We start from the raw sequence: 24,694 nt of genomic DNA on the forward strand, positions 1-24,694 counted from the left end.
TGCAAGAAGTGACATACTGGACATGGTCATCGGTGCACACTGATCTACTAGGGTGATGAGCGGCTACATCCCGACCTTCCGAGTCGTCATCAACGACATCAGGAAGTCGATCGCCTCGGGGCAACTCAAGGAGGGAGACAAGCTCCCCTCCCTACCGGAACTCGCGGAGAAGTACGATTGCTCCATCGGCACGGTAAGACGCGCGATCGAGCATCTTCAAATCACCGGGGAGCTTCAGGGCCGCCAAGGCAAGGGAACCTACGTGACCGGAAGAATGCCGGAGGAATCCTGACCTCCTCGCCTGAATACGACGGCGCGAACCGGCAGGGCGACCGACCGAGTCGGGTCCGAAAAGCCGCCCGCGTTAAGGTCCGGCACATGGTTGACGAGATGTCCCCGGTGGCGTTCTACGTACAGCTCGCAGAACTTCTGACCAAGGAGATCGAGGCAGGCAAACTCAAGCCGCGCCAGCCTCTGCCGAGCGAGAGCCACCTTCAACAGCAGTACGGAGTCAGCCGGGGAACCGTTCGGGCCGCCATCCGGCTGCTCCGCGATCGCGGCATGGTCGTGACGTTCACCGGACGCGGCACCTATGTCGTCGATCGCCCCTGACACCAGCACCAAGCCGAACGGAATCGCGGCTCCGAGGAGCGCTCGGGTAGCCCGGTCCAAGATCGGGAGCTGTCGGCTAGCGTCACCAAGGTGACCTGGACGGAGCCCGCCACCTGGTACGCCAACCTGCCCGCCTTCTACGCCGCCACAGCCGCTTTCATCACCGACTCCGCGGGCAACATACTGCTGGTCAAGCCCACCTATCGCGATCACTGGGCCTTCCCTGGCGGGTATCTGGAAGATGGAGAGTTCCCGCATGTGGGATGCGCCCGGGAAGTCCAAGAGGAGTTGGGCGTTTCCGTAACGGTGGGAACTCTCCTCGTCGTGGACTGGGCTTCCCCTGCCGGCGAACGGCCACGCTCCCTCATTCACTTCACCTTCGATTGCGGGATCCTCAGCGACCAGAGCGACTTCGACCTACCCAGGCAAGAACTGGAAGACGTTGCCTTCTTCCCGCCCGGCGAGGCTGAGCAGCGCCTCCCGGACAGCGTTTCCCCACGGATAGCTGCGGCTGCCGGAGCGCGAATCAGGCTAACCCCGGTCTACCTCACCGATGGGCATGCTCCTCGCCATCAGTCCCCAGGGTGGGAAGCACGGGAAGCATGAAGCCCAGTGTTGTGCCATGCGCTCCCGAGGGCACCCTCGGGCGGAGCCGTGCCGGCGTTCGTGCAGCGACTCTGCGGGGGTTCTGCCCGGCGTCCTGCGGTCGAACGGCTACGTTGGCCGCGTGGAAGCCACGCCGATCCGCGCCGCCCGGCGGTACCAGAGCCGACCGGGTCGCTGCGCCGTGGTCGTCGATGATCTCGCTGCTCTGGTCGGGCCGACCCACAGCGGCGTTGAGCTGCCGCACCGCCTGCTGTGGCGTCCTGACCGACAGGTAGACCTTGATCAGGAGTGGGCACTCACCGCGATGTACGAGACCGTCCTGACCGAGGCGGTTCGGGTTGACGAGCTGTCCGCCTGGCTGGACGGCCCGACGCTGATCCGGGTGTGGAACGATCTCTACCTGCCGCGTGGTGTGCGCCGCGCGTGGGAGGAGCGTCACCCGGTGCTGCGCCAGGTCGCGCGCGCCGCCTGATGCCCGATCCCGAACACACCGAGATTGCGCGCGTCGCCCTCGCTGTAGCCAGCAACACGAGTTCACTCCCGACGTAGTGCGGCTCCCGCAACGCTTCGCCGCCTGGCCCCGTCAAGCCCAGCGCAGTGATCAAGAGAAAAGCGTCAGAGTTGATCTCGACGATGACGCTTTCCTCTTGATCACGAGGGCGGGCGGGCCCGGCCACCGAGGAGGCGCAGGCGGGGCATGATCGTCTGCTGGTTATGGAGAACTTGTCCGGCGTGTCGTCTCACAAATCAGCAGACGATCACGCCGACCAGCCCCGCTCCCCTCACAGGGCGACCACCGCCGCCGACTCCGGGGGGAGTTCGATGCGGTCGCGGGTGACCGAGACGCCCTCCTCCGTGGTCAGCAGCACCCGCCGCGCCACGCCCGGCAGGGTGATCCGCTGCGGCCGGCCGGCGAGGTTCGCCACCACCATCCGCTCGCCCCGGTGCATCACCAGGAACTGGTCGCCGTGCCGGACGTCGACGGCGTCGAGCCGGGGGTCGGACAGGTCGGGGTCGCTCTTGCGCAGGGCGATGAGCCGCCGGTAGAAGTCGTACATCCGGCGGTGTTCGGGCTTGTCCAGCTCGGCCCAGTCGAGCCGGGAGCGCAGGAACGTCGCCCGGTCCTGCGGGTCCGGCACGTCGCCGGCCGGCCAGCCGTGCGCGGCGAACTCGCGCCTGCGCCCGGTGGCGACGGCGGTGGCCAGCTCCGGCTCCGGGTGGCTGGTGAAGAACTGCCACGGGGTGCTGGCCGCCCACTCCTCCCCCATGAAGAGCATCGGGGTGAACGGGCCGGTGAGCAGCAGCGTCGCGCCGACCCGCAGCAGCGCCGGGGAGAGCGTCGCGGAGATCCGGTCGCCGGTGGCCCGGTTGCCGATCTGGTCGTGGTTCTGCAGGTACGCCACGAAGCGGTGCCCCGGCACGCGCTGCCGGTCGACGGGCCGGCCGTGGCTGCGCTGGCGGAAGCTGGACCAGGTGCCGGCGTGGTAGAATCCGCCGGTCAGCACCTGCGCCAGGCACTCCAGGGAGCCGAAGTCGGCGTAGTAGCCCTGCCGTTCCCCGGTGAGCAGGGTGTGCAGGGCGTGGTGGGCGTCGTCGTTCCACTGGGCGTGCAGGCCGTACCCGCCGGCCTCGCGGGGGGTGACCAGCCTCGGGTCGTTGAGGTCGGACTCGGCGATCAGCGACAGCGGCCGACCCAGCCGGGTCGACAGGGCCTCCACCGCCACCGCGATCTCCTCCAGCAGATGGGTGGCGCGGGTGTCGGGCATGGCGTGCACGGCGTCGAGGCGCAGGCCGTCGACGTGGTAGTCGCGCAGCCACATCACGATGCTGTCGACGATGTAGCGGCGTACCTCGTCGGAGTGGGGGCCGTCGAGGTTGACGGTGCGGCCCCAGGTGTTGCTCCGCTCGGTCAGGTACGGCGCGAACATCGGCGCGTAGGCCCCGGAGGGCCCGAAATGGTTGTAGACGACGTCGAGGATCACCCCCAGCCCCTTGGCGTGGGCGGCGTCGACGAACCGTTTCAGCCCGTCGGGGCCGCCGTACGGTTCGTGCGGGGCGAACCAGCAGACCCCGTCGTACCCCCAGTTGTGCTCGCCGTTGAAGGCGTTGACCGGCAGCAGCTCGACCAGGTCGACGCCGAGGTCGACGAGGTGGTCGAGGCGTTCGATCGCCGCGTCGAAGGTGCCCTCGGGGGTGAACGTGCCGATGTGCAGCTCGTAGAGGATGCTGCCGGGCAGTTGCCGGCCGGTCCAGCCGGCGTCGCCCCAGCGGTGGGCGGCGTGGTCGTAGCGCCGGCTCGGCCCGTGCACCCCGGCGGGCTGCCAGGGCGAGCGGGGGTCGGGCAGGGCCCGGCCGTCGTCGCCGAGGACGAACGCGTAGTCGGTGCCGGGGCCCGCGCCGGGCACCTCGGCCCGCCACCAGCCGCCCGGCTCGGGGCGCATCTCGTGGTCGTCGTCACCGGCCAGCCGCAGCCGGACCCGGGCGGCCTCGGGCGCCCACACGGTGAACTCGGTCATGCGGCAGCCTCCACGGAGTCGGTGGGTGCGAGGAGGGCGACGGGGAGAGTGTCGAGCAGATCGTCCAGCAGCAGCTCACTGCCGCTGTAGACCCGCCCGGTGAACACGTCGGTAACACTGTTGCCGCCCAGCGACAGGCGGGTGCCCCGCCAGCCGCCGGCGCGGGCCAGCCGCAGCGGCAGCCGGGTCGCCACGGCGACCGCCCCGGGCGGGTGCAGCCCGCCCGCAGCGGAGAGGTCCGCAGCGGAGGCTCCCCGGTCGAAGGCGACGACGTGGGCGGCGGCGGGGCCGTGCGCGGGCACCGGGCGGTAGCCGGCGAACAGCTCCGGGTGGTCGCGGCGCAGCCGCAGCGTCCGCGACACCACGAGCAGCTTCGCCGCGCCGGACGCGTCCACCGCCGGGGGCAGGCCGGCGTCGAGCCGCGCCAGCTTCTCCCGGCGTACGCCGAAGTCGACCGGGCGGCGGTTGTCGGGGTCGACGAGGGAGTTGTCCCACAGCTCGGTGCCCTGGTAAGTGTCGGGCACCCCGGGCATGGCGAGCTGGACGAGCTTCTGCCCCAGCGAGTTGGACCAGCCGGCGGGGGTGATCTCGGCGGCGAACGCGGTCAGCTCGGCGTGCAGCTCCGGGTCGTCGTACATGCGGTCGACCAGGGCGTGCACGGCGCGTTCGAAGCCGGGGTCGGGGTCGGCCCAGCTCGTGGCCACCGACGCCTCCCGGGCGGCCTTCTCGGCGTACGCGTGCAGCCGCTCCCGCTCGACGGGCCACGCGCCGACGGCGGTCTGCCAGAGCAGGTGGGCGAACGCCGGGTCGGGCAGCGGCGCGGCGGCCGTCCACCGGGTGACCCGCTCGGCCCAGCGGTCGGGCAGCTCGGAGAGCACGGCGAGGCGGGCCCGGACGTCCTCGCCGCGCTTGGTGTCGTGGGTGGAGAGGGTGGTCATGGCCGCCGGCCAGCGGACCTGGCGGGCGGCGGCGAACCGGTGGAACTCGGCCGGCGGGGTGCCGAAGTGGGCGGGGCTGCCGCCGACCTCGTTGAGGGCGACGAACCGGCTCCACCGGTAGTAGGCGGTGTCCTCGACGCCCTTGGCCATCACCGCGCCGCTCAGCTGCGGGAAACGTACGCCCAGCTCGTCGTCGGGGTCGCGGAGCCGGCGGGTGACCGCGTCGAGGGCGGGGGCCAGGTCGGGGCGGCGGCGGCCGGCCTCGGCGCGGGCGGCGGCGAGGTGGCGGGCCCCGTGCGGCGGGTAGCCCCGGTAGACCGGGAAGCAGGCGGCCAGCTCCGCCAGGGCGGCGCGGGCGGAGTCGGGGGCCAGCTCGGGGGCGAGCGCGGCGAGGCGGGTCAGCTCGGCGGCGAGCAGCCGGGTGGCGGCGGCCAGCTTGGTGTCGTGGGTGAGGTCCTGCCAGGAGGTGTGCCGGCCGGTGAGCCGGGCGTCGAGGGCGGTGAAGTCGGCCTCGGCGGCGCCGTCGACGAACAGGCCGCCCACGGCGGCGAGGGCGTCGTAGCCGGTGGTGCCGTCGACCGGCCAGTCGGGCAGTTCCTCGCCGTACTCCAGGATCTTCTCCACCAGCAGCCACGCCTGTGGCGCGGCGGCGCGCAGCCGAGCCAGGTAGCCGGCGGGGTCGCGCAGCCCGTCGGGGTGGTCGACGCGGATGCCGTCGACCTCGCCGGCCGCCGCCCACCGCAGGATCTCGGCGTGGGTGGCGGCGAAGACCTCCGGGTCCTCCACGCGCAGGCCGGCGAGGTCGGCGACGGCGAAGAACCGGCGGTACGTCAGCTCGCGGTCGCCGCGCCGCCAGGAGACCAGCTCGTAGTGCTGCCGGTCGTGCACCTGGCGGGGGCTGCCGTCGCCGGTGCCGTCCGCGATCGGGAAGCGGTGCTCGTGGTAGCGCAGCTCCCCGTCGGCGATGGTGAGGTCGTCGAGGGCGTCGGGGGTGTCGGCGAGCACGGGCAGCAGCAGCCGGCCCCGGTCCCAGTCGATGTCGAACCAGCGCGCGTACGCCGAGTCGCGGCCCCGGCGCAGCACGTCCCACCAGGCGGGGTTGGCCGCCGGCCGGGCCACCCCGGCGTGGTTGGGCACGATGTCGACGACGAGGCCGAGCCCGGCGGCGCGCAGCGCCCGCACCAGCCGCACCCGGGCGGCCTCGCCGCCCAGCTCGGGGTTGACGGCCCGGTGGTCGACCACGTCGTAGCCGTGCGGCGAGCCGGGGGTGGCGGTGAGCAGCGGGGCGCTGTAGAGGTGGGTGACGCCGAGGTCGGCCAGGTAGCCGGCGAGGCCGGCGGTGGTGTCGAGGTCGAAGCCGGGACGGACCTGCACCCGGTAGGTCGAGCCGACGGGCACGGAGGGGGTGTCGGGCATCGGCTCAGACCGTCCTCTCCAGGACCACGAGGCAGCGGTCGGGCACGCAGATGGTGCCGCCCGCCTCGACGAGGGTCGGCTTCTCCGGGTCCGGGTCGGCGGTGCTGATCACCTGTTCCCAGCGCTGGCCGAACTCCTCCCCGGGCAGGGTGAAGTCGAGCGGGGCGTCGTGGGCGTTGAAGCAGAGCAGGAAGGACGAGTCGTGGTGGCGCTGGCCGTACTGGCCGCGTTCGCGGATGCCGTCGCCGTTGACGAACAGGGCCACCGAGCGGCCGAAGTCGTTGCCCCAGTCCTCGCCGGTCATCTCCCGGCCGTCGGGGGTGTACCAGGCCAGGTCGGGCAGCCCCGAGCCGGCGGCCCGGCCGCCGACGGGCAGGCCGGTGAAGAAGCGGCGGCGGCGGAACACCTGGTGGTTGCGGCGGAAGTCGACCAGCTTCCGGACGAAGTCCAGCAGCGGCTCGTCGGCGTCGTCCCAGTCGACCCAGGCCAGCTCGCTGTCCTGGCAGTAGGCGTTGTTGTTGCCGCGCTGGGTGCGGCCCAGCTCGTCGCCGTGGCCGAGCATCGGTACGCCCTGCGACAGGATCAGGGTGGCCAGGAAGTTGCGCCGCTGCCGCTGCCGCAGGGCCAGCACGCCGGGGTCGTCGGTCTCCCCCTCGACGCCGCAGTTCCAGGACCGGTTGTGGCCCTCGCCGTCGCGGTTGTCCTCGCCGTTGGCCTCGTTGTGCTTGTCGTTGTACGACACCAGGTCGTTGAGGGTGAACCCGTCGTGGCAGGTGACGAAGTTGATGCTGTGGAACGGGCGGCGGCCGTCGTCCTGGTAGAGGTCGGCGGAGCCGGAGATGCGGGAGGCGAACTCGGCGAGGGTGGCGGGCTCGCCCCGCCAGAAGTCGCGCACCGTGTCGCGGTACTTTCCGTTCCACTCGGTCCACAGCGGCGGGAAGTTGCCCACCTGGTAGCCGCCGGGGCCGACGTCCCACGGCTCGGCGATGAGCTTGACCTGGCTGACCACCGGGTCCTGCTGGACCACCTCGAAGAACGTCGACAGCCGGTCGACCTCGTAGAACTCGCGGGCCAGGGTGGCGGCGAGGTCGAACCGGAAGCCGTCGACGTGCATCTCGGTGACCCAGTAGCGCAGCGAGTCCATGATCAGCTGGAGGGAGTGGGGGCTGCGGACGTTGAGGCTGTTGCCGGTGCCGGTGTAGTCGACGAAGTACCGCCGATCCTCTTCCGAGAGCCGGTAGTAGCTGGGGTTGTCGACGCCCTTGAAGCTCAGCGTCGGGCCGAGGTGGTTGCCCTCGGCGGTGTGGTTGTAGACCACGTCGAGGATGACCTCGATGCCGGCGGCGTGCAGCGTCTTGACCATGCCCCGGAACTCCTGCACCTGCTGGCCGAGGCCGCCGAGGGCCGCGTACCCGTGGTGGGGGGCGAAGAAGCCGATCGTGTTGTAGCCCCAGTAGTTGCGCAGCCCCAGGTCCGCCAGCCGGTGGTCGTGCACGAACTGGTGCACCGGCATCAGCTCCACGGCGGTGACCCCGAGCCGCTGGAAGTATTCGATCATGACCGGGGAGGCGATGGCCGCGTACGTGCCGCGCAGCTCCTCGGGGATGCCGGGGTGGCGCATGGTCAGCCCGCGCACGTGCGCCTCGTAGATCACCGAGTGGTGGTACGGGGTGCGCGGCGGCCGGTCGTTGCCCCAGTCGAAGTACGGGTTCACCACCACCGACTTCGGCATGAACGGGGCCGAGTCGGTCTCCGACATCCGGTTCTCGTCGCCGCCCACCTCGTAGTCGTAGACGGCCGGATTCCACCCGACGTCACCGTCGACGGCCTTCGCGTACGGGTCGAGCAGCAGCTTGTTCGGGTTGCAGCGGATCCCGTTCGCCGGGTCCCACGGGCCGTGGACCCGGTAGCCGTAGCGCTGCCCCGGCTCGATGCCCGGGATGTAGCAGTGCCAGACGTACGCGTCGACCTCGCGCAGCTCGACGCGGCGCTCGGCACCGGTGTCCCACTCGTCGAACAGGCAGAGCTCGACGCGCTCGGCCACCTCGGAGAAGATCGCGAAGTTCGTGCCCATCCCGTCGTGGGTGGCTCCCAGCGGGTACCGCTCGCCCGGCCAGACCTGCATGTCGCTCCTCAGCCCATGATGATGAGCGCCCCGGACGGGGCCGTGCCCGCCGGGTGCGCACGCCGCTAATGCCCCGCCGTCGGTCGGCCCAATCCACCCGTTGGTGCCGTAACCATTTCCACCCACCTGATACCGACTAGACCTTTGGGTGGTGTCCGTCACCTTGGGCCCTCTCAGGATGCGGTTCGGGCCCGGATGCCCTTTCCTTGATGCGGGGGCGTGCGGAAGCGCGCGTTCCCGCTCGGCCCTCGGCCACCCCACCATGTCCTGTCACGCCGCCATCGTTGCCGGCGCGGTCCACCCTGCACGGACGGAGTTCGATGTGACGACCCTGCGGGCCGGCGAGCAGACCGCCACCGCCGCGGACCGGCTCTGCCGGCCCAGCACCACCTCACGGTCCCTGACCCCGCAGCCGGCGCTCCCGCAGCCCGTCGGCTCCGGGGTGCCCCCGCAGACCCGCCGCATCCTCATGCTCTCCTGGGAGTACCCGCCGGTGCTCGTCGGCGGCCTCGGCCGCCACGTGCACGCCCTCTCCGTCGCCCTCGCCGCCGCCGGCCACGAGGTCACCGTCGTCACCCGCCACACCGACGGCGCACCCCTGGAGGAGTACGCCGACGGCGTCCGCGTCCTGCGCGCCGCCGAGGACCCCGTCGCCTTCCCCCTGGCCACCGGCAGCCTCCTCGCCTGGACCATGGCCTTCAACCACACCCTCACCCGCGCCGCCCTGCGCGCCACCGAATCCGGCTCATACGACGTCATCCACGCCCACGACTGGCTCGTCGCGCACACCGCGATGACCCTGCGGGACCACCTCGACATCCCGCTGGTCAGCACGATCCACGCGACGGAGGCGGGCCGGCACCAGGGCTGGCTGCCGCAGGAGATGAACCGCACCATCCACGGCGTCGAGCAGTGGCTCAGCGGCGAGTCCAACCGGGTGATCGTCTGCTCGGCGTACATGCGCGACGAGGTCGGCGCGCTGTTCGACGTGCCGGCCGCCCGGGTCGACGTGGTGCCCAACGGGGTGGAGCCGCACCGCTGGAAGGTGCCGACGTCGGCGGTCGCCTCGGCGCGGGCCCGGTTCGCCGGGGACGGCCCGCTGGTCACCTTCGCCGGCCGGCTGGTCTACGAGAAGGGCGTGCAGCACCTGCTGGCCGGGCTGCCCCGGCTGCGGGAGCGGCACCCGGGGCTGCGCGCGGTGATCGTCGGCGACGGGCCGTACAAGCCGGCGCTGGAGGCCGAGGTGCACCGGCTCGGCCTCGGCGGCACGGTCAGCATGCCGGGCTTCCTCGGCGGCACCGACCTGCCCGCGGTGATGGCCGCCTCGGACTGCTTCGCGGTGCCGAGCATCTACGAGCCGTTCGGCATGGTCGCCCTGGAGGGGGCGGCGGCCGGCGCGCCCCTCGCGGTCGCCTCGACGGGCGGCCTGGCCGAGATCGTCGAGCCGGGCGTGACCGGAATGACGTTCGCCCCGCAGGACCCGGCGGGGCTGACCGAGGCGGTGCACGCCCTGCTGTCCGACACCGAGCGCGCCCGGGCGCTGGCCCGCCGGGCCCGCAGGATGGTCCACGAGCAGTACGGCTGGGCCGCCATCGCGCGCCGCACGGCCGACGCGTACGCCTCGGCGATCGCCAAGGCCCCGGCGTTCACCGCCGAGCGCGCCGAGCGGCGGATGAGCGGGGGCGGCTCCCCGCTGCGGGTCGCCGAGGGCAACCTGCTGGCCGCCGCCGGCCTGCGCTGAGGCGCAAGGAAGGGCCCCCTGTTAACGCAATCTGCATAGCAGGGGGCCCTTCTTAACAGCGCACAGGCAGCGTCAGCGGTCGGCGGGCCGCTCGTACGCGCGCTCCGGGGAGCCGATGTAGATCTGCCGCGGGCGGCCGATCTTGGTCTCCGCGTCGCCGAGCATCTCGCGGTACTGGGCGATCCAGCCGGGGAGCCGGCCGAGGGCGAACAGCACGGTGAACATCTTCGTCGGGAAGCCCATGGCCTTGTAGATCAGGCCGGTGTAGAAGTCCACGTTCGGGTAGAGCCTGCGGGAGACGAAGAAGTCGTCCGCGAGGGCGATCTCCTCCAGCTGCATCGCGATGTCCAGCAGCGGGTCCGGCTTGGCCATCCGGCCGAGGACGTCCTGCGCGGCCTTCTTCACGATCGCGGCCCGGGGGTCGTAGTTCTTGTAGACCCGGTGGCCGAAGCCCATCAGCTTGACGCCGTCCTGCTTGTCCTTGACCTTGCGGACGAAGGACTGCACGTCGCCGCCGTCGAGCTGGATCTTCTCCAGCATCTCCAGCACGGCCTGGTTGGCGCCGCCGTGCAGCGGGCCGAACAGGGCGTTCACCCCGGCCGAGACCGAGGCGAAGAGGTTGGCGTTGCTGGAGCCGACCAGCCGCACGGTCGACGTGGAGCAGTTCTGCTCGTGGTCGGCGTGCAGGATGAACAGCATGTCCAGCACCTTGGCCATGACCGGGTCGACCTCGTACGGCTCCGCCGGCACGCCGAACGTCATCCGCAGGAAGTTCTCCACGTAGCCCAGGGAGTTGTCCGGGTACAGCAGCGGCTGCCCGATCGACTTCTTGTACGCGTACGAGGCGATGGTGGGGACCTTCGCCATCAGCCGGACCGTGGACATCTCGACGTGGTCGGAGTCGAACGGGTCCAGGCTGTCCTGGTAGAAGGTCGAGATGGCGCTGACGGCCGAGGAGAGCACGGCCATCGGGTGCGCGTCGCGCGGGAAGCCGTCGAAGAACCGACGCATCTCCTCGTGCAGCAGCGAGTGCCGCCGGATCCGCTCGCTGAACTCGTCGAGTTGCTGCTGGCCGGGCAGCTCACCGTAGATGAGCAGGTACGAGACCTCCAGGAAGGAGGACTTCTCGGCCAGCTGCTCGATCGGGTAGCCCCGGTACCGCAGGATGCCCGCGTCGCCGTCGATGTAGGTGATCGCGGAGGAGCAGGCCGCGGTGTTCACGAAACCGGGATCGTACGTTGTCATCCCGGTTTCCTTGAGGAGCTTGCTCACGCCGATGCCGGCGGGGCCCTCGACCGCCGACTGCACCGGCATCGACAGCTGCCCACCGGGGTGATCGAGCTTGACTTCCGTCATGTGTTCCTCGCTTCGCCGGCAGATCTACGTTGAAATTGCCTTCGCTTTTACCGTAAACACGGTTGCGGGGACACCGCCCGTCGTGGTTCCGCAGGTGAGGTATGCGTCACCCGATTCCCGGGAGGTGGGCGCGGAAACCCGGGGGCCGGGGACCGACCTCGAACGGGGCCAATGTGACAAAAGGCCCCCGATCGCGCACGAAGCGTGACCGGGGGCCCGGTGGGCAGCGGGAACGAAACTCTCAGGAAATACTCAGGTGACGCAGCTCGCCGCCCGGGCCGATCTGGTACAGGTCCACGCGGTTGTCCCCCGCGCGGAACAGCCGGTCGTCGGTGAGGAAGGCCGCGAACCGGCGACCGCCGGCATCGGGCGGCACCACCGGGACGACCGCCCCGATCCGCCCGTTGACGGCGACGGCGAGCAGCGTGCCGTCGCGTACCGAAGCCGGCACCGTGCCCCAGACCAGGGCCGGCAGCTCGCCGGTGTCCGGGTCCACGGCGCGGAAGGCGGCGAGGTCGGCGACCCGCGCCGACCCGCCGGCCGGCCGCTGGCCCACGGTCGTGCCGACCAGCGGGTGCGGCTTCGGCAGCAGCGGCGGCGCGGGCACCCCGCCGGAGATCGTGACCGGCTCCGCCGGCTGGTCGTAGAAGCGCTTGTCGGCGCGCTCGCGCGGGGCCTGCCGGGCCGAGCGCCCGTCGACCTGCCAGGGGATCCGCACGTGTGCGTAGTCGGCGACGGTGGGCAGCAGGTCAACGTGCTCCCAGTTGCGGTCGTCGACCCGGCCGGCGCGCTGCCCGGGCTCCTTGACGAACATCGGCACCCACGCCACCTGCCCGGCCGCCGCGCGGATCGCGTCCATCCCCCGCCCCTGGGCGCCGTTGTCGAAGCTGACCCCGTGGTCGGCGGTGACCATGACCAGGGCCCGGTCGTACAGGCCGGTGGCGCGCAGCGTACGCAGCGTCTCGCCGATCAGCCGGTCGGTGTACTCCAGTTGGGCCAGGTGCCGCCGCCGGGCCAGGTCGACCCAGCCCGCGCCGTCGTTGGGCAGGTCCTCCGGGGCGGCGTAGCGGGCCCCCGAGGGCAGGAACTGCCACGGCGCGTGCGGCATCAGCAGGTGCAGGAAGTGCAGGGTGGGCCGGTCGCCGGGGCGCAGCCCGGCCAGGAAGCTGGCGAACCGGGCCGGCTGGTTGGCGTTCAGCCGGTCCCAGCGGAACTTCGGGTCGGCGGGGACGGGCTCGGCGGCGTCCAGGCCCGCCTCGGCGGCGGTCTGCTCGCGGTAGGACTCCTCCGGGTCGACGTGGCTGTCGACCGGGGCGGTGACCTGACGCAGCAGCTTCCCGCTCTCCCGGACCAGGGTGCCGAGCCCCTGCCGGGGGCTGACCGGCTGGTCGCACCGGCTGGGCGGGCAGAGCCGGGTGATGCTCTCCTCGGCCCGGATGTCGTACAGGCCGCCGAGGGCGGTGAACAGGTTGTCCGGGTACTGCGAGTAGTGCGGGGCGACCGGCTTCGCCGGGTAGCGGCCGGTGAGCATGGCCGGCAGCGCGTACGGCGTCCAGCCGCTGACCCCGGTGGCGTTGCGGTACCAGGTGGAGCCGCCGGCCAGCTCGGCGAAGTGCGGGTAGCGGGCGGCGTCGATCCGCCCGTCGGGGCCGAGCAGGGAGACCAGGGGCAGCTCGTCGAGGATCAGCATGACCACCGGCGGGTGCCCGCCCGGGGCGGCCACCCCGGCCGCGCCGGCGTCGCCACGCGGCAGCACCACCGCCGAGGCCGGCGAGGCGAACAGGAACAGCGCCACGAAGGCCGCCGGGCCGGCCGCGGCCACCCGCAGCGCCAGGCCCGGCCAGCGCCACCGCCGGTGCGCCGCCGCCCCGGCCGCGCCGGCCAGCACGGCGACCACCAGCAGCGGTACGCCCCGCAGCGGCGTGACGTGCCGGCCCACCTGCACGGCGAGGGCGGCCAGCAGCAGGCCGACGAGCACCGTGTGCACGGCCGAGCGGGCGGACCGCCCCGCCAGCCGGCTCGCCGCCCCGAGCAGCGCCAGCGCCACCGTGGGCGCGACGGCGATCAGCGCGACGAGGGCCAGGATCTCGCCCCGGGTGGCCCGGTGGAACAGGAAGAAGTCGGGGCTGCGGCCCAGCACGTCCAGCATCGGCTGGGTGACCACCAGCCCGACCAGGGCCGTCACCTCCAGCAGCCGGCGCAGCTCGGCCCGCCACCCGGCCGGCCTTCCGGGGCGGTCCGGGGTCGCCGCGGCGGCGGGCGGCGCGGCGGCCGGCGGTACGGGCGCGAGGGCCGCGTCAGCCACCCACCACCGCCTGGTAGAGCGTCCGGGTGCCGCCGGGCAGCTCGACCCGCCGCTCGACGCGGCACCGGGCGGCGAGCAGCCGGGCGAACTCGTCGGGCCGGTAGTCGGGGAAGAGACCGGCCGGCTTGTTGGCCAGCAGCCGCCGGGCCATCGGGTCCTCGGGGTGGACGAACTCGACCACCAGCCGGCCCCCGGGGAGGCAGGCGTCGGCGAGCTGGTCGACGACCTGCGCCAGCGGCACGTTGCGCCCGATCGCCAGGTGGTGCACGACGGCGAGGGCCAGCACCAGGTCGGCCCGTCCTCGGGTGGCGAACGCGGCCCGCTCGACACCGCGCCAGCCGCCGCCGGGCGACGGGTCGGCCAGGTCCAGCACCAGCGGCAGCACCCGCCGCTGCTCGTCGGCGCGCAGCGCCGCGTACAGCTCGTCGACCACGGCCGGGTCCTGCTCGACGGCGACGACGTAGCCGGCGTACCGGGCGGCGAGGCGGGCGTACCGGCCGTCGTTGGCGCCGAGGTCGAGCACCAGGCGGGGCGGTCCCGCGGCGGTCAGCGCCAGCTCGACGAAGCGCTCCTTGGCAGCGCGGTCGGCGGCGGAGTAGCTGCACGTGCGCTGGTAGTCGGCCCAGTGGCTGCGCACGTGGCGGGGGCGCAGCCGCCGGACCAGCCGCTCGATCCGGCGGACGGCGGCCAACGCCAGCTCCCGGGAGAAGCCGGCACCGCGCAGCTGCTCGCGTACCTCGCCGCTGGCCGCGTCGGCGTTGCGCTGCTGCATCGCCGAGTGCAGGTGCACGTGGGTGGGTACGCCGGGCAGCAGCCGCCGGACGCCGGTGAACAGCCGGCGCATCTGCTCCGGTGGGATGCCGTCGACCTGGGCCCGCAGCCAGGGCTGGAAGTCCACGCCGAGGTGCGCGGTGAGCAGCAGCGGGTAGAGCATGGTCTGGCAGAACTGCCGGTAGCCGGCCCAGGGCTCGCCGTCGCGGGCCGGCTCGAACGAGCCGACGTCGATGAAGACCGGCTCGACGCCGCGCCACTGCAGGTTGTAGGCCGAGCCGTCCTTCGTGGTGAAGCCGGCGGTCAGCGCGGCGCGCAGGATCTCCAGGTGCAGCAGGGCGGCGTCGCGCAGCATGCCGAACGACCACTCGTACGGGTGGGAGACGAACGGGATGCGTTCGTGGCGCAGCACCGCCGCCCACTGCGCGCCGGCCACGGCGGCGAACCGGGCCGGTTCGACGGCCTCGGTGCCGCAGACCTTGCCGGCCGCGAGCAGCGGCGGGAAGAAGTCGCTGGCGGACAGGGCCCGCCAGTCGCGCGCCGCCCGGGCGTCGAGGCCGCGCAGCACCTCCCCGTCGGCGTAGAAGACCCGGTTGGCCGGGTCGCGGAACGAGCCCGGATCGGTCCGGACGTCGGTGTGCGGGATGGTCATCGCCGGTGTCCCCGCTCAGGAACGGTCGGTGCGCTGGCGGCGGTACCGGGCCGTCAGCCGGCGCCAGTACAGCTTCGCGGCCACCGCCGCTCCGGCCACCCCGCCGACCACCGCCTGCACGATCAGGCTGCCGGATCCCGCATCCAGGTAGGCCAGGTGCATCACGGCCGCTCCTTCCCCTCGCCGTCTCGGAGCCGACCCGGGCACCCGCCACTCTGGGGTGTTCGTGCCCAAAAGCCGGACTTGTCTCATTGCCACCGTACGCGACGCTCCGTCCCGTCGAGGCAACACCGGCCACTCCGGCCCGCCCGATCGGCGCGGTGTCCGTTCCGTTCAAGACGCCCGGCCACCCCGGCCGTACGGTCGGCGGTATGACACCTCAGTTCGATCTCGTCGGCACGACGGTCGCCGACATGGCCCGCACCCTCGACTTCTACCGCCGCCTCGGGCTGGACATCCCGGCCGGCGCGGAGGCCGAACCGCACGTGGAGCTCACGTTGGACAACGGGCTGCGGCTGGCCTGGGACACGGTGGAGACGATCCGTTCCTTCGACCCGGGCTGGACGCCGCCGACCGGCTCGCCCCGGATGAGCCTGGCGTTCCGGTGCGCGGACCCGGCGGAGGTGGACCGCCGCTGGGCCGAGCTGACCGGGGCCGGGTTCCACGGCCACCTGCCGCCGTGGGACGCGGTCTGGGGCCAGCGGTACGCCGTCCTGCACGACCCCGAGGGCAACGGGGTGGACCTGTTCGCCCCGCTGCCGACGGCCGGCTGACCGGACCGCCTCGCCCCGGCGGCGGGGCCGGGCGGCCGGGGCGGTTCAGCCGCGCAGCAGGGCGGCGGGCGCGACTCCCGCCAGGTCGCGCACGTCCCGGCTCAGGTGCGCCTGGTCGGCGTAGCCGCTGGCGGCGGCCACCTCCGCCAGCGGCGTCCCGGCCCTGGCCAGGGCGAGCGCCCGGCGCATCCGCAGGATGCGGGCGAGGGTCTTCGGGCCGTACCCGAACAGGGCCCGGCAGCGTCGGTGCAGCGCCCGGGGGGTCAGGCCGACCTCGGCGGCGGCCCCGGCGACCGGCCGCCCTGCGGCGAGCAGCCCGGCGACGCGCGCGCCGAGCGGGTCGGGGCCGCCGGCCGCGGCGAGCCGGTCGGCCGCGAGCGCCGCCAGCCCGGCGCCGGTGGGCGGTCCGCCCAGCCGCTCGGCGGCCTCGCGGGCCGCCCGGCCCCACAGCGCCTCCAGCGGCACCCGGGCGTCGCGCAGCTCGTCGGCGGGGACGCCGAAGACCGCCGGGCCGACGCCGGGCGGCAGGCGCAGCCCCAGCCACCGCTCCCCCGGCGCGGAGACGCTCAGGTGCGCCGTGCGGTCGGGGCCGGCGACCAGCAGCCCGGAGCGGCTGGACCAGAGCAGGTCGAGGCAGCCGTCGGGCAGCACCCGGCTCGGGGTGCCGTCGCTGGTGGCGGTCCACAGCACCGCTCCGGGCAGCGCCGCCGGCCGTTCCTGGTACATCCGGCCCAGCATCCCACGCCGCCACCGCATTGCCATCCGCACCGCCTTCCGCTCCCGCCGCTCCCGCTTTCACGCCGCCCAGTCTCGCCTGCGCCGCCAGCATTCGGTCACGCTCCGCAGCGTCCGGGTCCGACGTTGCGCTCCGTCACGACCTCCGGACCTCGTCCCACGCCTCGCGCCTCCTTTGCTCTGCACCCACATCCGCAACATGCGGCTGAGCTTGACCTTCATCGGATCAGGTCGGGCGGGACGCGTCGCCGCCGGTTACGCAGCGTGCACCGTTGCGCATGCGGGTGCAGAGCAAAGGGGTTCGCCGGGAGTGGAGCCAGTCGATCGGAGATCACCCAGCGTCATGAGCCGGCGGAGTGGCCGCCTCGCTCACCGGCGCGGGCTGGTCCCGGTGCCCGGCGACGGCGGCCGGCGATCGGCGGTGGTGCATCGCGGCGCGCAGCAGGACGAAGCGCAGGGCCGTGGCGGCCAGGTTGGCCGCCACCAGCACCGTGAGCTCGACCGCGCGGGGTGGTGCCGCCGCGACGGCGTGCAGGGCCGCCAGGGAGCCGCTGGTCAGCGCCAGGCCCAGGCCGAACGCCAGCAGGCCCTGCAGGTGGTGACGGCCGGCGTGCCGGCCGCCGCTGATGCCGAAGGTCAGCCGCCGGTTCGCCGCCGTGTTCGCCACGGCCGTCACCAGCAACGCCGTCAGGTTCGCCCACTGAGGGCCGAGCGCTCCCCGGGTGGCGACGAAGAGCACGAGGTATGCCAGCGTGCTCGCCACACCCACCGCGGCGAACCGGGCGAGCTGGCGCGGCAGCCCGACCGGCACCCGGGCCGGCGGCGGGGCCAGCGGGGCCCGGCCGAGTTGCGCGCGCAGCTCCGCCAGGGGCAGCGACCCGGTCAGCAGGGCCCGACCCAGCCGCCAGATGCCCCGCAGGTCGGCCAGGGCGGTGGCGACGATGTCCACCCGGCTGTCCGGGTCGTCCACCCAGTCGACCGGCACCTCGTGGATGCGCAGCCCGGCCCGCTGGGCCAGCACCAGCAGCTCGGTGTCGAAGAACCACCCGGTGTCGCGCACGAGCGGCAGCAGCCCGGCGGCCACGTCCGCGCGGATCGCCTTGAACCCGCACTGGGCGTCGGAGAAGCTCACCGCGAGGGTGCCGCGCAGCAGCAGGTTGTAGCCGCGCGAGATGACCTCCCGCTTCGTGCCCCGCACGACCCGGGAGGTGCGGGCCAGCCGGGTGCCGATCGCCAGGTCGGAGTGGCCGGAGATGAGCGGCGCGACCAGTGGCAGCAGCGCGGCCAGGTCGGTGGACAGGTCCACGTCCATGTACGCCAGCACCGGCGCGTCCGACGCCGACCAGGCCGCCCGCAGCGCCCGGCCCCGGCCCTTGGCGTCCAGGTGCCGCACCGTGACCTGCGGCAGCTCGGCGGCGAGGCCGTCGGCCACGGCCAGGGTGCCGTCGGTGCTGGCGTTGTCGGCGACGGTGATCCGGAACGGGTACGGGAAGTGCGCGGTGAGGTGCGCGTGCAGCCGCCGCACGCAGGGCCCGAGGTCGGTCTCCTCGTTGTAGACGGGGATCACCACGTCGAGCACCGCGGGCGGGGCGGCGACGCGGGCGTCCCCGGTGGGGCGCGGCTCGGTGGATGCGGTCATCGGCTCAGCCCTCCTGTCCGCTGGTCAGGTCGTAGACGGTGACGCCGTCGACGGTCTTCGCCTCGAAGGTCTCGGCGACCCAGGCGGCGATCTCCTGCGAGGCGGAGCTGCCACCGTTGGCGCGGAACCCGCTGCCGCCGACGAAGTAGTGGATCTTGCCCTCGGCCACGTACCGCTGGAACTGCACGAGCGTCGGGGACGGGTCGCTGCCGTTGAACCCGCCGATCGACATGACCGGTTCGCCCGTGGCGAGTTGGTAGCCGGAGGCGTTCTGGGAGCCGATGGTGGCCGCCACCCAGGTGTAGTCGACGGCGTTGGCCTCCAGCAGGCTGCGCAGCTCGGCGCTGGGCTCCCGGGAGTCCAGCAGGCCGCCCACGCCGCCGCCGGCCGGGCCACGGCCCTGGCCGCCCCCGCCGGGCAGTTGGCCGCCGCCCTGGGCCTGACCACCAGCCTGGGCCTGACCGCCGCCGGGGGCGCCGGGAACCTGGCCGCCCGGTGCCTGGGCACCGCCGGGGAAGGCGAACTGGCCGTCGGTGCGGTTCTGGCCGCCCGGCGCGTTCTGGCCGCCGTCACGCATCCGGCCGCCGCCGGGGAAGCCGCCCCGACCCGGGCCGGAGCCGCCCTCCACGGCGGGGCCGGCGCTGGGGATCGACCCGGTGTGCGGGGTCGCGGCGGTCTGGATCGAGTACGCCACCGGGCCGGCGAGCGCCGCCGTCGCGCCCAGCGCCACGAGCACCGGGACGGCCCGTCGGGCCAGCCGGTCGGCGACGACCAGCAGCACCGCCGCGGCCAGGCCGCCGGCCAGCACGGCCGTGCGCAGCCAGGGGTACCAGTCGGGGCTGCGGCCGAGCAGCCGCCACGACCACCAGGCGGTGACGGCCAGGGTGACGGCCAGGGTGACGGTCGCCGCCAGCGCCTGCCAGCGGGGCACGCCCGGCGCCCGGCGCTGCCACAGCAGGGTGACGCCGATGCCGACGAGGGCGCCGACGGCCGGGGCCAGCGCCACCGAGTAGTACGCGTGGAAGATCCCGGACATGAAGCTGAAGATGACGCCGGTGACCAGGAGCCAGCCGCCCCACAGCAGCAGCCCGGCCCGCCTGCGGTCGGTACGCGCCGCCCGCCCGGCCAGCAGCAGGCCGGCGACCAGCAGGATCAGCGCGGCCGGCAGCAGCCAGGAGATCTGCCCGCCGTTCTCGGTGTCGAACAGCCGCCCGAGCCCGGTCTGCCCGGACGCCGGCCCGCGACCGCCGACGCTGCCCTCCTCCGCGCCGGTGATCCGGCCCAGCCCGTTGTAGCCGAGGGTCAGCTCCAGGATGCTGTTGCCCTGCGAGCCGCCGATGTACGGACGGGCGCTGGCCGGCACCAGTTCGACGATCGCCACCCACCAGCCGGCGGCCACCACGACGCCGAGGCCGGCGGCCAGCACCTGCCGTACCCGCCGCCAGAAGCCGGTGGGCGCGGCCAGCAGGTAAACGCCCGCGAAGACCGGGATCACCAGGAACGCCTGGAGCATCTTGGTGAGGAAGCCGAAGCCGACCAGCGCTCCCGCGAGGACGATCCACCGGGTGCCGGCGGTCTCCACGGCCCGGACGGTGGCGTACGCGGCGCCGATCAGCAGCAGCACGAGCAGGGCGTCGGGGTTGTTGAACCGGAACATCAGCGTCGCCACCGGGGTGACGGCGAGGACCGCGCCGGCGATCAGGCCGGCCGCCGGACCGTACCAGCGGCGGACGGTGGCGAACAGCACGCCGACGGAGGCGACGCCGAGCAGGGCCTGCGGGACGAGGATCGCCCAGCTGTTCAGGCCGAAGACGCGCACCGACAGCGCCATCAGCCACAGCGACGCCGGCGTCTTGTCGACGGTGATCGCGTTCGCCGCGTCCGACGAGCCGTAGAAGAACGCCTTCCAGCTCTCCGATCCGGCCTGGACGGCGGCCGAGTAGAACGAGTTGGCCCAGCCGGACGCGCCCAGCCCCCACAGGTAGAGCAGCGCGGCGGCCAGCAGCAGGGCCGCCAGCGCCGGGCGTACCCAGGCCGGGTCCCGCCGCCCACGCGCGGGCGGGCCGGCGGCGGCCGTGGCGTCCGTCGGCGTGGGGCCGGTCGACGCCGGCGGGGGCAGGGTCAGCAGGCTCTCTGTCTTGTCCATGCCGCCACTCTGCGCGGCCCCACTGGCGACGGGCCGTGGGCGGCCTATGCGGTGGCTGTGGGGTCCGTGAACGCCGGCAACACGACGGTGAACGCCGTATGACCGGGGCGGCTGGAGACCTCGACCCGGCCGTGGTGGGCGTCCACCACGGCCGCCACGATGGCCAGGCCGAGGCCGGTGCTGCCGTGGGCGCGCGAGCGGGAGCTGTCGCCCCGGGCGAAGCGTTCGAAGACCTCGCCCTGCAGGTCGGGCGGGATGCCGGGGCCATCGTCGGTGACGGTGAGCACGACCCCGTCGGGCTGGGCGGCGAGCCGGGCGGTGACGGTCGTGCCGGGCGGGGTGTGCACCCGGGCGTTGGCCAGCAGGTTCGCCACCACCTGGTGCAGCCGGGCGGCGTCGCCCGGCACCACCAGCTCCGCCTCGGGCAGGTCGAGCTGCCAGTGGTGCTCGGGGCCGGCGACGTGGGCGTCGCTGACCGCGTCGACGACGAGGGCGGTCAGGTCCACCGGCTCGACGGCGAGGGGCCGGCCGGAGTCGAGCCGGGCCAGCAGCAGCAGGTCGTCGACGAGGCTGGTCATCCGGGTGCTCTCCGACTCGACCCGGCGCAGCGCGTGCGCCACGTCCGGCGGGACGCGGTCGCGACCCCGGCGGGCGACCTCGGCGTACCCCCGGATGGCGGCGAGGGGGGTGCGCAGCTCGTGGCTGGCGTCGGCGACGAACTGGCGTACCCGCGTCTCGCTGGCCTGCCGGGCGGCGAGCGCGGCGGCGACGTGCCCGAGCATCCGGTTGAGTGCGCCGCCGACCTGGCCGACCTCGGTGCGCGCGTCGGTGTCGGCGGCCGGCACCCGCACCGACAGGGCCACCTCGCCGCGGTCCAGCGGCAGCTCGGTGACGCGGGTGGCGGTGGCGGCGACCCGGCGCAGCGGGCGCAGGGTGGCCTGGACGATGAGCGCGCCGAGGCTCCCGGCGACGAGCAGGCCGGCGGTGGCGACGCCGGCCTGGGCCAGCACCATCCACCAGACCGTCTCCTCGACGCCCTCCAGCGGCAGGGCGAAGACCAGCGTCTGGCCGTCGACGTACTGCCGGGCCACGGCCCGGTAGTCGCCCCGTTCGCCGAGGTCGATGGTGCGGGGGCGGCCGTCGGGCGTGAGCCCGGCCAGCGGGGCGGCCGCGTCGGCGGCGAGCTGTTCGGTCGCGTCGGCCGCGGTGCGGGTGGTCGCCGACTGGACGCGGCCGTCGACGACCCGGGCGGCGATCGAGCCGGCCGGGAAGCCGGGCGGCAGCTCGACGGGGCGCTGCGACGAGGGGGGCGGGTTGGTGAACCACGGCGGCCGGTCACCGGGGCGGCGGCGCTGGTCGAAGGTGAGCTGGTCGTCGACCTGGGCGATCAGGAAGTGGTGCAGCGCCACCGTGGTCAGCGCGCCGATGCCGACGCTGACGAAGGCGAGCAGCGCCACCACGGTGACGACCAGCCGGGTGCGTAGCGACCAGCCGGCCAGCCAGCGGCGCGCCCGGTCAGTCGGCGGGTTTGAGGACATACCCCGCGCCGCGCAGCGTGTGGATCATCGGTGCCCGCCCGGCGTCGATCTTCTTCCGTAGGTACGAGATGTAGAGCTCGACGACGTTGGCCTGCCCGCCGAAGTCGTAGTTCCAGACGTGGTCGAGGATCTGCGCCTTGCTCAGCACCCGGCGGGGGTTGCGCATGAGGTAGCGCAGCAGCTCGAACTCGGTGGCGGTGAGGGTGATCAACTGGTCGCCGCGGCGCACCTCGTGGCTGTCCTCGTCGAGGCTGAGGTCGCCGACGGTCAGCACGGCGTCCTCCCGGGTGGCGATCGCGAAGCCCGAGCGGCGCAGCAGCGCCCGCAGGCGGGCGATCACCTCCTCCAGGCTGAACGGCTTGGTGACGTAGTCGTCGCCGCCGACGGTGAGCCCGGCGATGCGCTCCTCGACCGCGTCGCGGGCGGTGAGGAAGAGCACCGGCACGGTCGGGGTGTGCTCGCGCAGCCGGCGCAGCACCTGGAAGCCGTCGAGGTCGGGCAGCATCACGTCGAGCACCACCGCGTCCGGCTGGAACTGGCGGGCGGTGCTCAGCGCCGCCATCCCGTTGCCGGCGGTGCGGACCTGCCAGCCCTCGTAGCGCAGGGCCATCGAGAGCAGGTCGGTGAGCGTGGGCTCGTCGTCGACCACCAGCACCCGGACGGGCTCGCCGTCCGGTCGGCGCAGCTCGATGCGGCCCTGCGCGGCCTGCCCCTCCATGACCATGCCCCCCATCGTGGGCACGCCCGCTGTGCCCCACCCCAGCAGATCCTGTGTACCAGCTGTGGGAGTCGGGCGGGGCCCGATCCGGCCCGCCGCCGCACAGCCCGGGCACAGCCGCGCCCCATGCCCGGTCCAGCCGGGCCCGGCAGGCTGCCCGGCATGGACAGGGAGCCGGGCCACACCTGGGAGAGCCGCTGGACGCACCGGGGCCGGCCGGTGCGGGTGGCGGTGACCGACCGGCACGTGCTGCCGGCGGCCCGCCGGGAGCTGACGCTGTTGCTGGCCGGTCTGCGTCGCGGCGACGCCACGCTGGCCCGGGCGCTGCGGGCCGCCGGCCGGCCGGTGCCGGTCGGCCCGCTGCTGCGGGACCTCGTCGGCGTCGCGCTCGGCGCGGCCGAGGCCAGCGACGGGGCGGTGGACCCCACCGTCGAGGCGGCCCGGCTGCGCCGTCGGCGGACGCCGGGGCTGCTGCCGGTCTGCGGCGGCGCGGCGGCCGGCCCGGTCCCGGTGGCGAACTGGCGGGCGGTGACGCTCGCCGGGGACCTGCTGGCCCTGCCGCCGACCCTGCCGCTGGGCCTGGCCGCCACGGCGACCGCCCAGCTCGCCCGGCGCTGCGCGCAGCGGATCTCGGCCCGCACCGGGGTGGGGGTGCTGGTCGGCGTCGGGAACCGGGTCGCCGTCGCCGGTCCCGCCCCGCCGGGCGGCTGGCCGGTCGCCGCCGGCGACCGGGTCGTCGCGCTCACCGCCGGCGGGCTGGCCACCGCCGACGTGCGGGTCGACGGCGGGGTGCTGGATCCGCGCACGGGCGCGCCGCCGGTCTCGCCGTGGGCGTCGGTCACGGTGGTCGCCCCGGACGCGGTCCGCGCCGCAGTGCTCGCCGTCGGGGCGCTGGCCCACGGCCCGCACGGCCCGGACTGGCTCGCCGCGCGGATCGGCGACGGCGTCGCGTACCCGACGCCCGGCTGTGCGGTGGCGGCGGCCCCGGCTGAGCGGTAGGCGGCGGGCGGGACCGTCCCGCCGGGGATCCGGGGCGACACCCCCGGCGGTTTGCCCAGCTCGGGGGCCGGGTATCGGGGCAGGCAGCGCCGCCGTCGACGGGCGGCGTCGGGGCGCGAGCGACGAGGAGCGGTCGATGAGGACGCTGGACGGGCGGTACCAGCTCGAACAGCGCATCGGCGTCGGCGGGATGTCCGAGGTGTGGCGGGCCCACGACACCGTGCTGGACCGGCCGGTCGCGGTGAAGCTCATCTCCCCCGGGCGCGAGGACGTCCCGGTGGAGCGGATCCGGGCCGAGGCCCGCTCGGCGGCCCGGCTGGTGCACCCGAACGTGGCCAGCGTGCACGACTTCGGCACGTCCTCGACCCTGCCGGGCCGGCCGGTGCCGTACATCGTGATGGAGCTGGCCGAGGGGGAGACCCTCGCGGCGCACCTGCGCGCCGGGCAGCTGGACTGGCGCATCGCGGTACGCGTCTGCGCCGAGATCGCCGCGGCGCTGGCCGCCGCGCACGCGCACGGGATCGTCCACCGGGACGTGAAGCCGGCCAACGTGATCCTCACCCCGTGCGGGGTGAAGGTGCTGGACTTCGGCATCGCCACCCCGGCCGGGGTGCCGGACGAGGCGCCGGCCGGCATCGTGGTGGGCACCCCCGCGTACCTGGCCCCCGAGCAGCTCGACCGGCAGCCGGCGACCCCGGCGGCCGACATGTACGCCCTCGGGGTGCTGCTCTACTACTGCCTCGCCGGGCGGCTGCCGTACCCGGCCGACAGCACCACCGAGCTGCTGGGGGCGCGCTGCCGGCGTCCGGCCGAGCCGCTGCCGCCGATCGACGGCCTGCCGGCGGAGGTGGCCGGGCTGTGCCGGCAGCTGATGGCCGACGACCCGACGCGGCGGCCGAGCAGCCTGATGGCGGCGCTGCTGCTGGCCGAGGCCGTCGACGCCCGGGTGTACGTGCCGATGCTCGCCACGGCCCCGCCGAGGCAGCGCGGCGGCGCCGGGGTGTCCCCGTGGACCCGGGAGGCGGCGGCCGAGGCGACCCAGGCGGCGACGGTGGGCGGAAGCCCCGGTTTCGCCGGGCGCGCGTCGGGTAGCCGGGCGGGTGACTGA

At 74.1% G+C, this 24,694-nt stretch carries 20 protein-coding genes; 8 read left to right on the top strand and 12 right to left on the bottom strand.

Annotated elements, in window-relative coordinates:
• Nucleotides 1–55 precede the first annotated feature (55 nt).
• From GA0070558_RS25230 to GA0070558_RS25245, 4 genes are all read left to right on the top strand, one after another.
• Nucleotides 56–292 carry a GntR family transcriptional regulator gene (locus tag GA0070558_RS25230; RefSeq protein WP_091284194.1) on the top strand — a complete coding sequence of 79 codons (237 nt, stop codon included), beginning with the start codon at nt 56–58 and terminating at the stop codon, nt 290–292.
• 86 nt (nt 293–378) lie between these two features.
• The gene (locus GA0070558_RS25235; protein WP_091284195.1) at nt 379–612 is read left to right on the top strand and encodes a GntR family transcriptional regulator; all 234 of its coding nucleotides are present in this window, start codon (nt 379–381) and stop codon (nt 610–612) included.
• A gap of 90 nt (nt 613–702) precedes the next feature.
• On the top strand, nt 703–1,218 hold the full coding sequence (locus tag GA0070558_RS25240; protein WP_091284197.1) for an NUDIX domain-containing protein: 516 nt from the start codon (nt 703–705) through the stop codon (nt 1,216–1,218).
• A 121-nt stretch (nt 1,219–1,339) separates the two neighbouring features.
• Nucleotides 1,340–1,690, top strand: coding sequence for a hypothetical protein (locus tag GA0070558_RS25245; RefSeq protein WP_256092116.1), 351 nt, complete (start codon nt 1,340–1,342; stop codon nt 1,688–1,690).
• A 310-nt stretch (nt 1,691–2,000) separates the two neighbouring features.
• Here the strand turns inward: GA0070558_RS25245 and treZ are convergent, their stop codons facing one another.
• From treZ to glgX, 3 genes are read right to left on the bottom strand one after another with little or no spacing between them, the layout of a single operon-like run.
• Complete coding sequence (treZ, locus tag GA0070558_RS25250; RefSeq protein WP_091284199.1) at nt 2,001–3,734, bottom strand: malto-oligosyltrehalose trehalohydrolase; 1,734 nt, start codon at nt 3,732–3,734, stop codon at nt 2,001–2,003.
• Nucleotides 3,731–6,088 (bottom strand): malto-oligosyltrehalose synthase, encoded by a 2,358-nt coding sequence (gene treY, locus GA0070558_RS25255; RefSeq protein WP_091284201.1) that lies wholly within the window; start codon nt 6,086–6,088, stop codon nt 3,731–3,733. Before treY ends, treZ begins: the two co-directional genes overlap by 4 nt.
• 4 nt (nt 6,089–6,092) lie before the next feature.
• Entirely contained in the window at nt 6,093–8,213 is a 2,121-nt protein-coding gene (gene glgX / locus GA0070558_RS25260) for a glycogen debranching protein GlgX (protein WP_091284203.1), read from the bottom strand.
• A 322-nt stretch (nt 8,214–8,535) separates the two neighbouring features.
• Between glgX and GA0070558_RS25265 the strand changes: the two genes are divergently transcribed.
• Nucleotides 8,536–9,954, top strand: coding sequence for a glycosyltransferase family 4 protein (locus GA0070558_RS25265; RefSeq protein WP_091284205.1), 1,419 nt, complete (start codon nt 8,536–8,538; stop codon nt 9,952–9,954).
• 72 nt (nt 9,955–10,026) lie between these two features.
• On the opposite strand, the gene GA0070558_RS25270 is transcribed toward GA0070558_RS25265, so the two are convergent.
• From GA0070558_RS25270 to GA0070558_RS33565, 4 genes are all read right to left on the bottom strand, one after another.
• On the bottom strand, nt 10,027–11,310 hold the full coding sequence (locus GA0070558_RS25270) for a citrate synthase (RefSeq protein ID WP_077939903.1): 1,284 nt from the start codon (nt 11,308–11,310) through the stop codon (nt 10,027–10,029).
• 241 nt (nt 11,311–11,551) lie between these two features.
• The gene (locus tag GA0070558_RS25275; RefSeq protein ID WP_256092117.1) at nt 11,552–13,615 is read right to left on the bottom strand and encodes a sulfatase-like hydrolase/transferase; all 2,064 of its coding nucleotides are present in this window, start codon (nt 13,613–13,615) and stop codon (nt 11,552–11,554) included.
• On the bottom strand, nt 13,608–15,038 hold the full coding sequence (locus GA0070558_RS25280) for a class I SAM-dependent methyltransferase (RefSeq protein ID WP_091284207.1): 1,431 nt from the start codon (nt 15,036–15,038) through the stop codon (nt 13,608–13,610). The genes GA0070558_RS25275 and GA0070558_RS25280 overlap by 8 nt, the downstream gene beginning before the upstream one ends.
• A 15-nt stretch (nt 15,039–15,053) precedes the next feature.
• On the bottom strand, nt 15,054–15,203 hold the full coding sequence (locus GA0070558_RS33565; protein ID WP_165949904.1) for a hypothetical protein: 150 nt from the start codon (nt 15,201–15,203) through the stop codon (nt 15,054–15,056).
• Nucleotides 15,204–15,409: 206 nt separating this feature from the next.
• On the opposite strand from GA0070558_RS33565, the gene GA0070558_RS25285 reads away from it, so the two are divergent.
• Complete coding sequence (locus tag GA0070558_RS25285) at nt 15,410–15,811, top strand: VOC family protein (protein ID WP_043968687.1); 402 nt, start codon at nt 15,410–15,412, stop codon at nt 15,809–15,811.
• A gap of 45 nt (nt 15,812–15,856) precedes the next feature.
• On the opposite strand, the gene GA0070558_RS25290 is transcribed toward GA0070558_RS25285, so the two are convergent.
• The 5 genes from GA0070558_RS25290 to GA0070558_RS25310 all read right to left on the bottom strand — a co-directional run bounded on the left by GA0070558_RS25290 (nt 15,857) and on the right by GA0070558_RS25310 (nt 22,587).
• Nucleotides 15,857–16,537, bottom strand: a complete 681-nt coding sequence (locus GA0070558_RS25290; RefSeq protein WP_091284279.1) for an AraC family transcriptional regulator — start codon at nt 16,535–16,537, stop codon at nt 15,857–15,859.
• Between the two features lie 340 nt (nt 16,538–16,877).
• Nucleotides 16,878–18,185, bottom strand: coding sequence for a bifunctional glycosyltransferase family 2/GtrA family protein (locus GA0070558_RS25295; RefSeq protein ID WP_091284209.1), 1,308 nt, complete (start codon nt 18,183–18,185; stop codon nt 16,878–16,880).
• A gap of 4 nt (nt 18,186–18,189) precedes the next feature.
• Entirely contained in the window at nt 18,190–20,331 is a 2,142-nt protein-coding gene (locus GA0070558_RS25300) for an ArnT family glycosyltransferase (RefSeq protein WP_091284211.1), read from the bottom strand.
• Nucleotides 20,332–20,375: 44 nt separating this feature from the next.
• Nucleotides 20,376–21,869, bottom strand: a complete 1,494-nt coding sequence (locus GA0070558_RS25305; RefSeq protein WP_091284213.1) for a sensor histidine kinase — start codon at nt 21,867–21,869, stop codon at nt 20,376–20,378.
• Nucleotides 21,847–22,587, bottom strand: coding sequence for a response regulator transcription factor (locus tag GA0070558_RS25310; protein WP_091284281.1), 741 nt, complete (start codon nt 22,585–22,587; stop codon nt 21,847–21,849). Before GA0070558_RS25310 ends, GA0070558_RS25305 begins: the two co-directional genes overlap by 23 nt.
• Nucleotides 22,588–22,749: 162 nt before the next feature.
• On the opposite strand from GA0070558_RS25310, the gene GA0070558_RS25315 reads away from it, so the two are divergent.
• Nucleotides 22,750–23,586 (top strand): FAD:protein FMN transferase, encoded by an 837-nt coding sequence (locus GA0070558_RS25315; protein WP_176734369.1) that lies wholly within the window; start codon nt 22,750–22,752, stop codon nt 23,584–23,586.
• Between the two features lie 136 nt (nt 23,587–23,722).
• On the top strand, nt 23,723–24,694 hold the full coding sequence (locus GA0070558_RS25320) for a serine/threonine-protein kinase (protein WP_091284216.1): 972 nt from the start codon (nt 23,723–23,725) through the stop codon (nt 24,692–24,694).

The sequence above is a fragment of the Micromonospora haikouensis genome (genome assembly GCF_900091595.1).
GTDB classification, from domain to species: Bacteria; Actinomycetota; Actinomycetes; order Mycobacteriales; family Micromonosporaceae; genus Micromonospora; species Micromonospora haikouensis.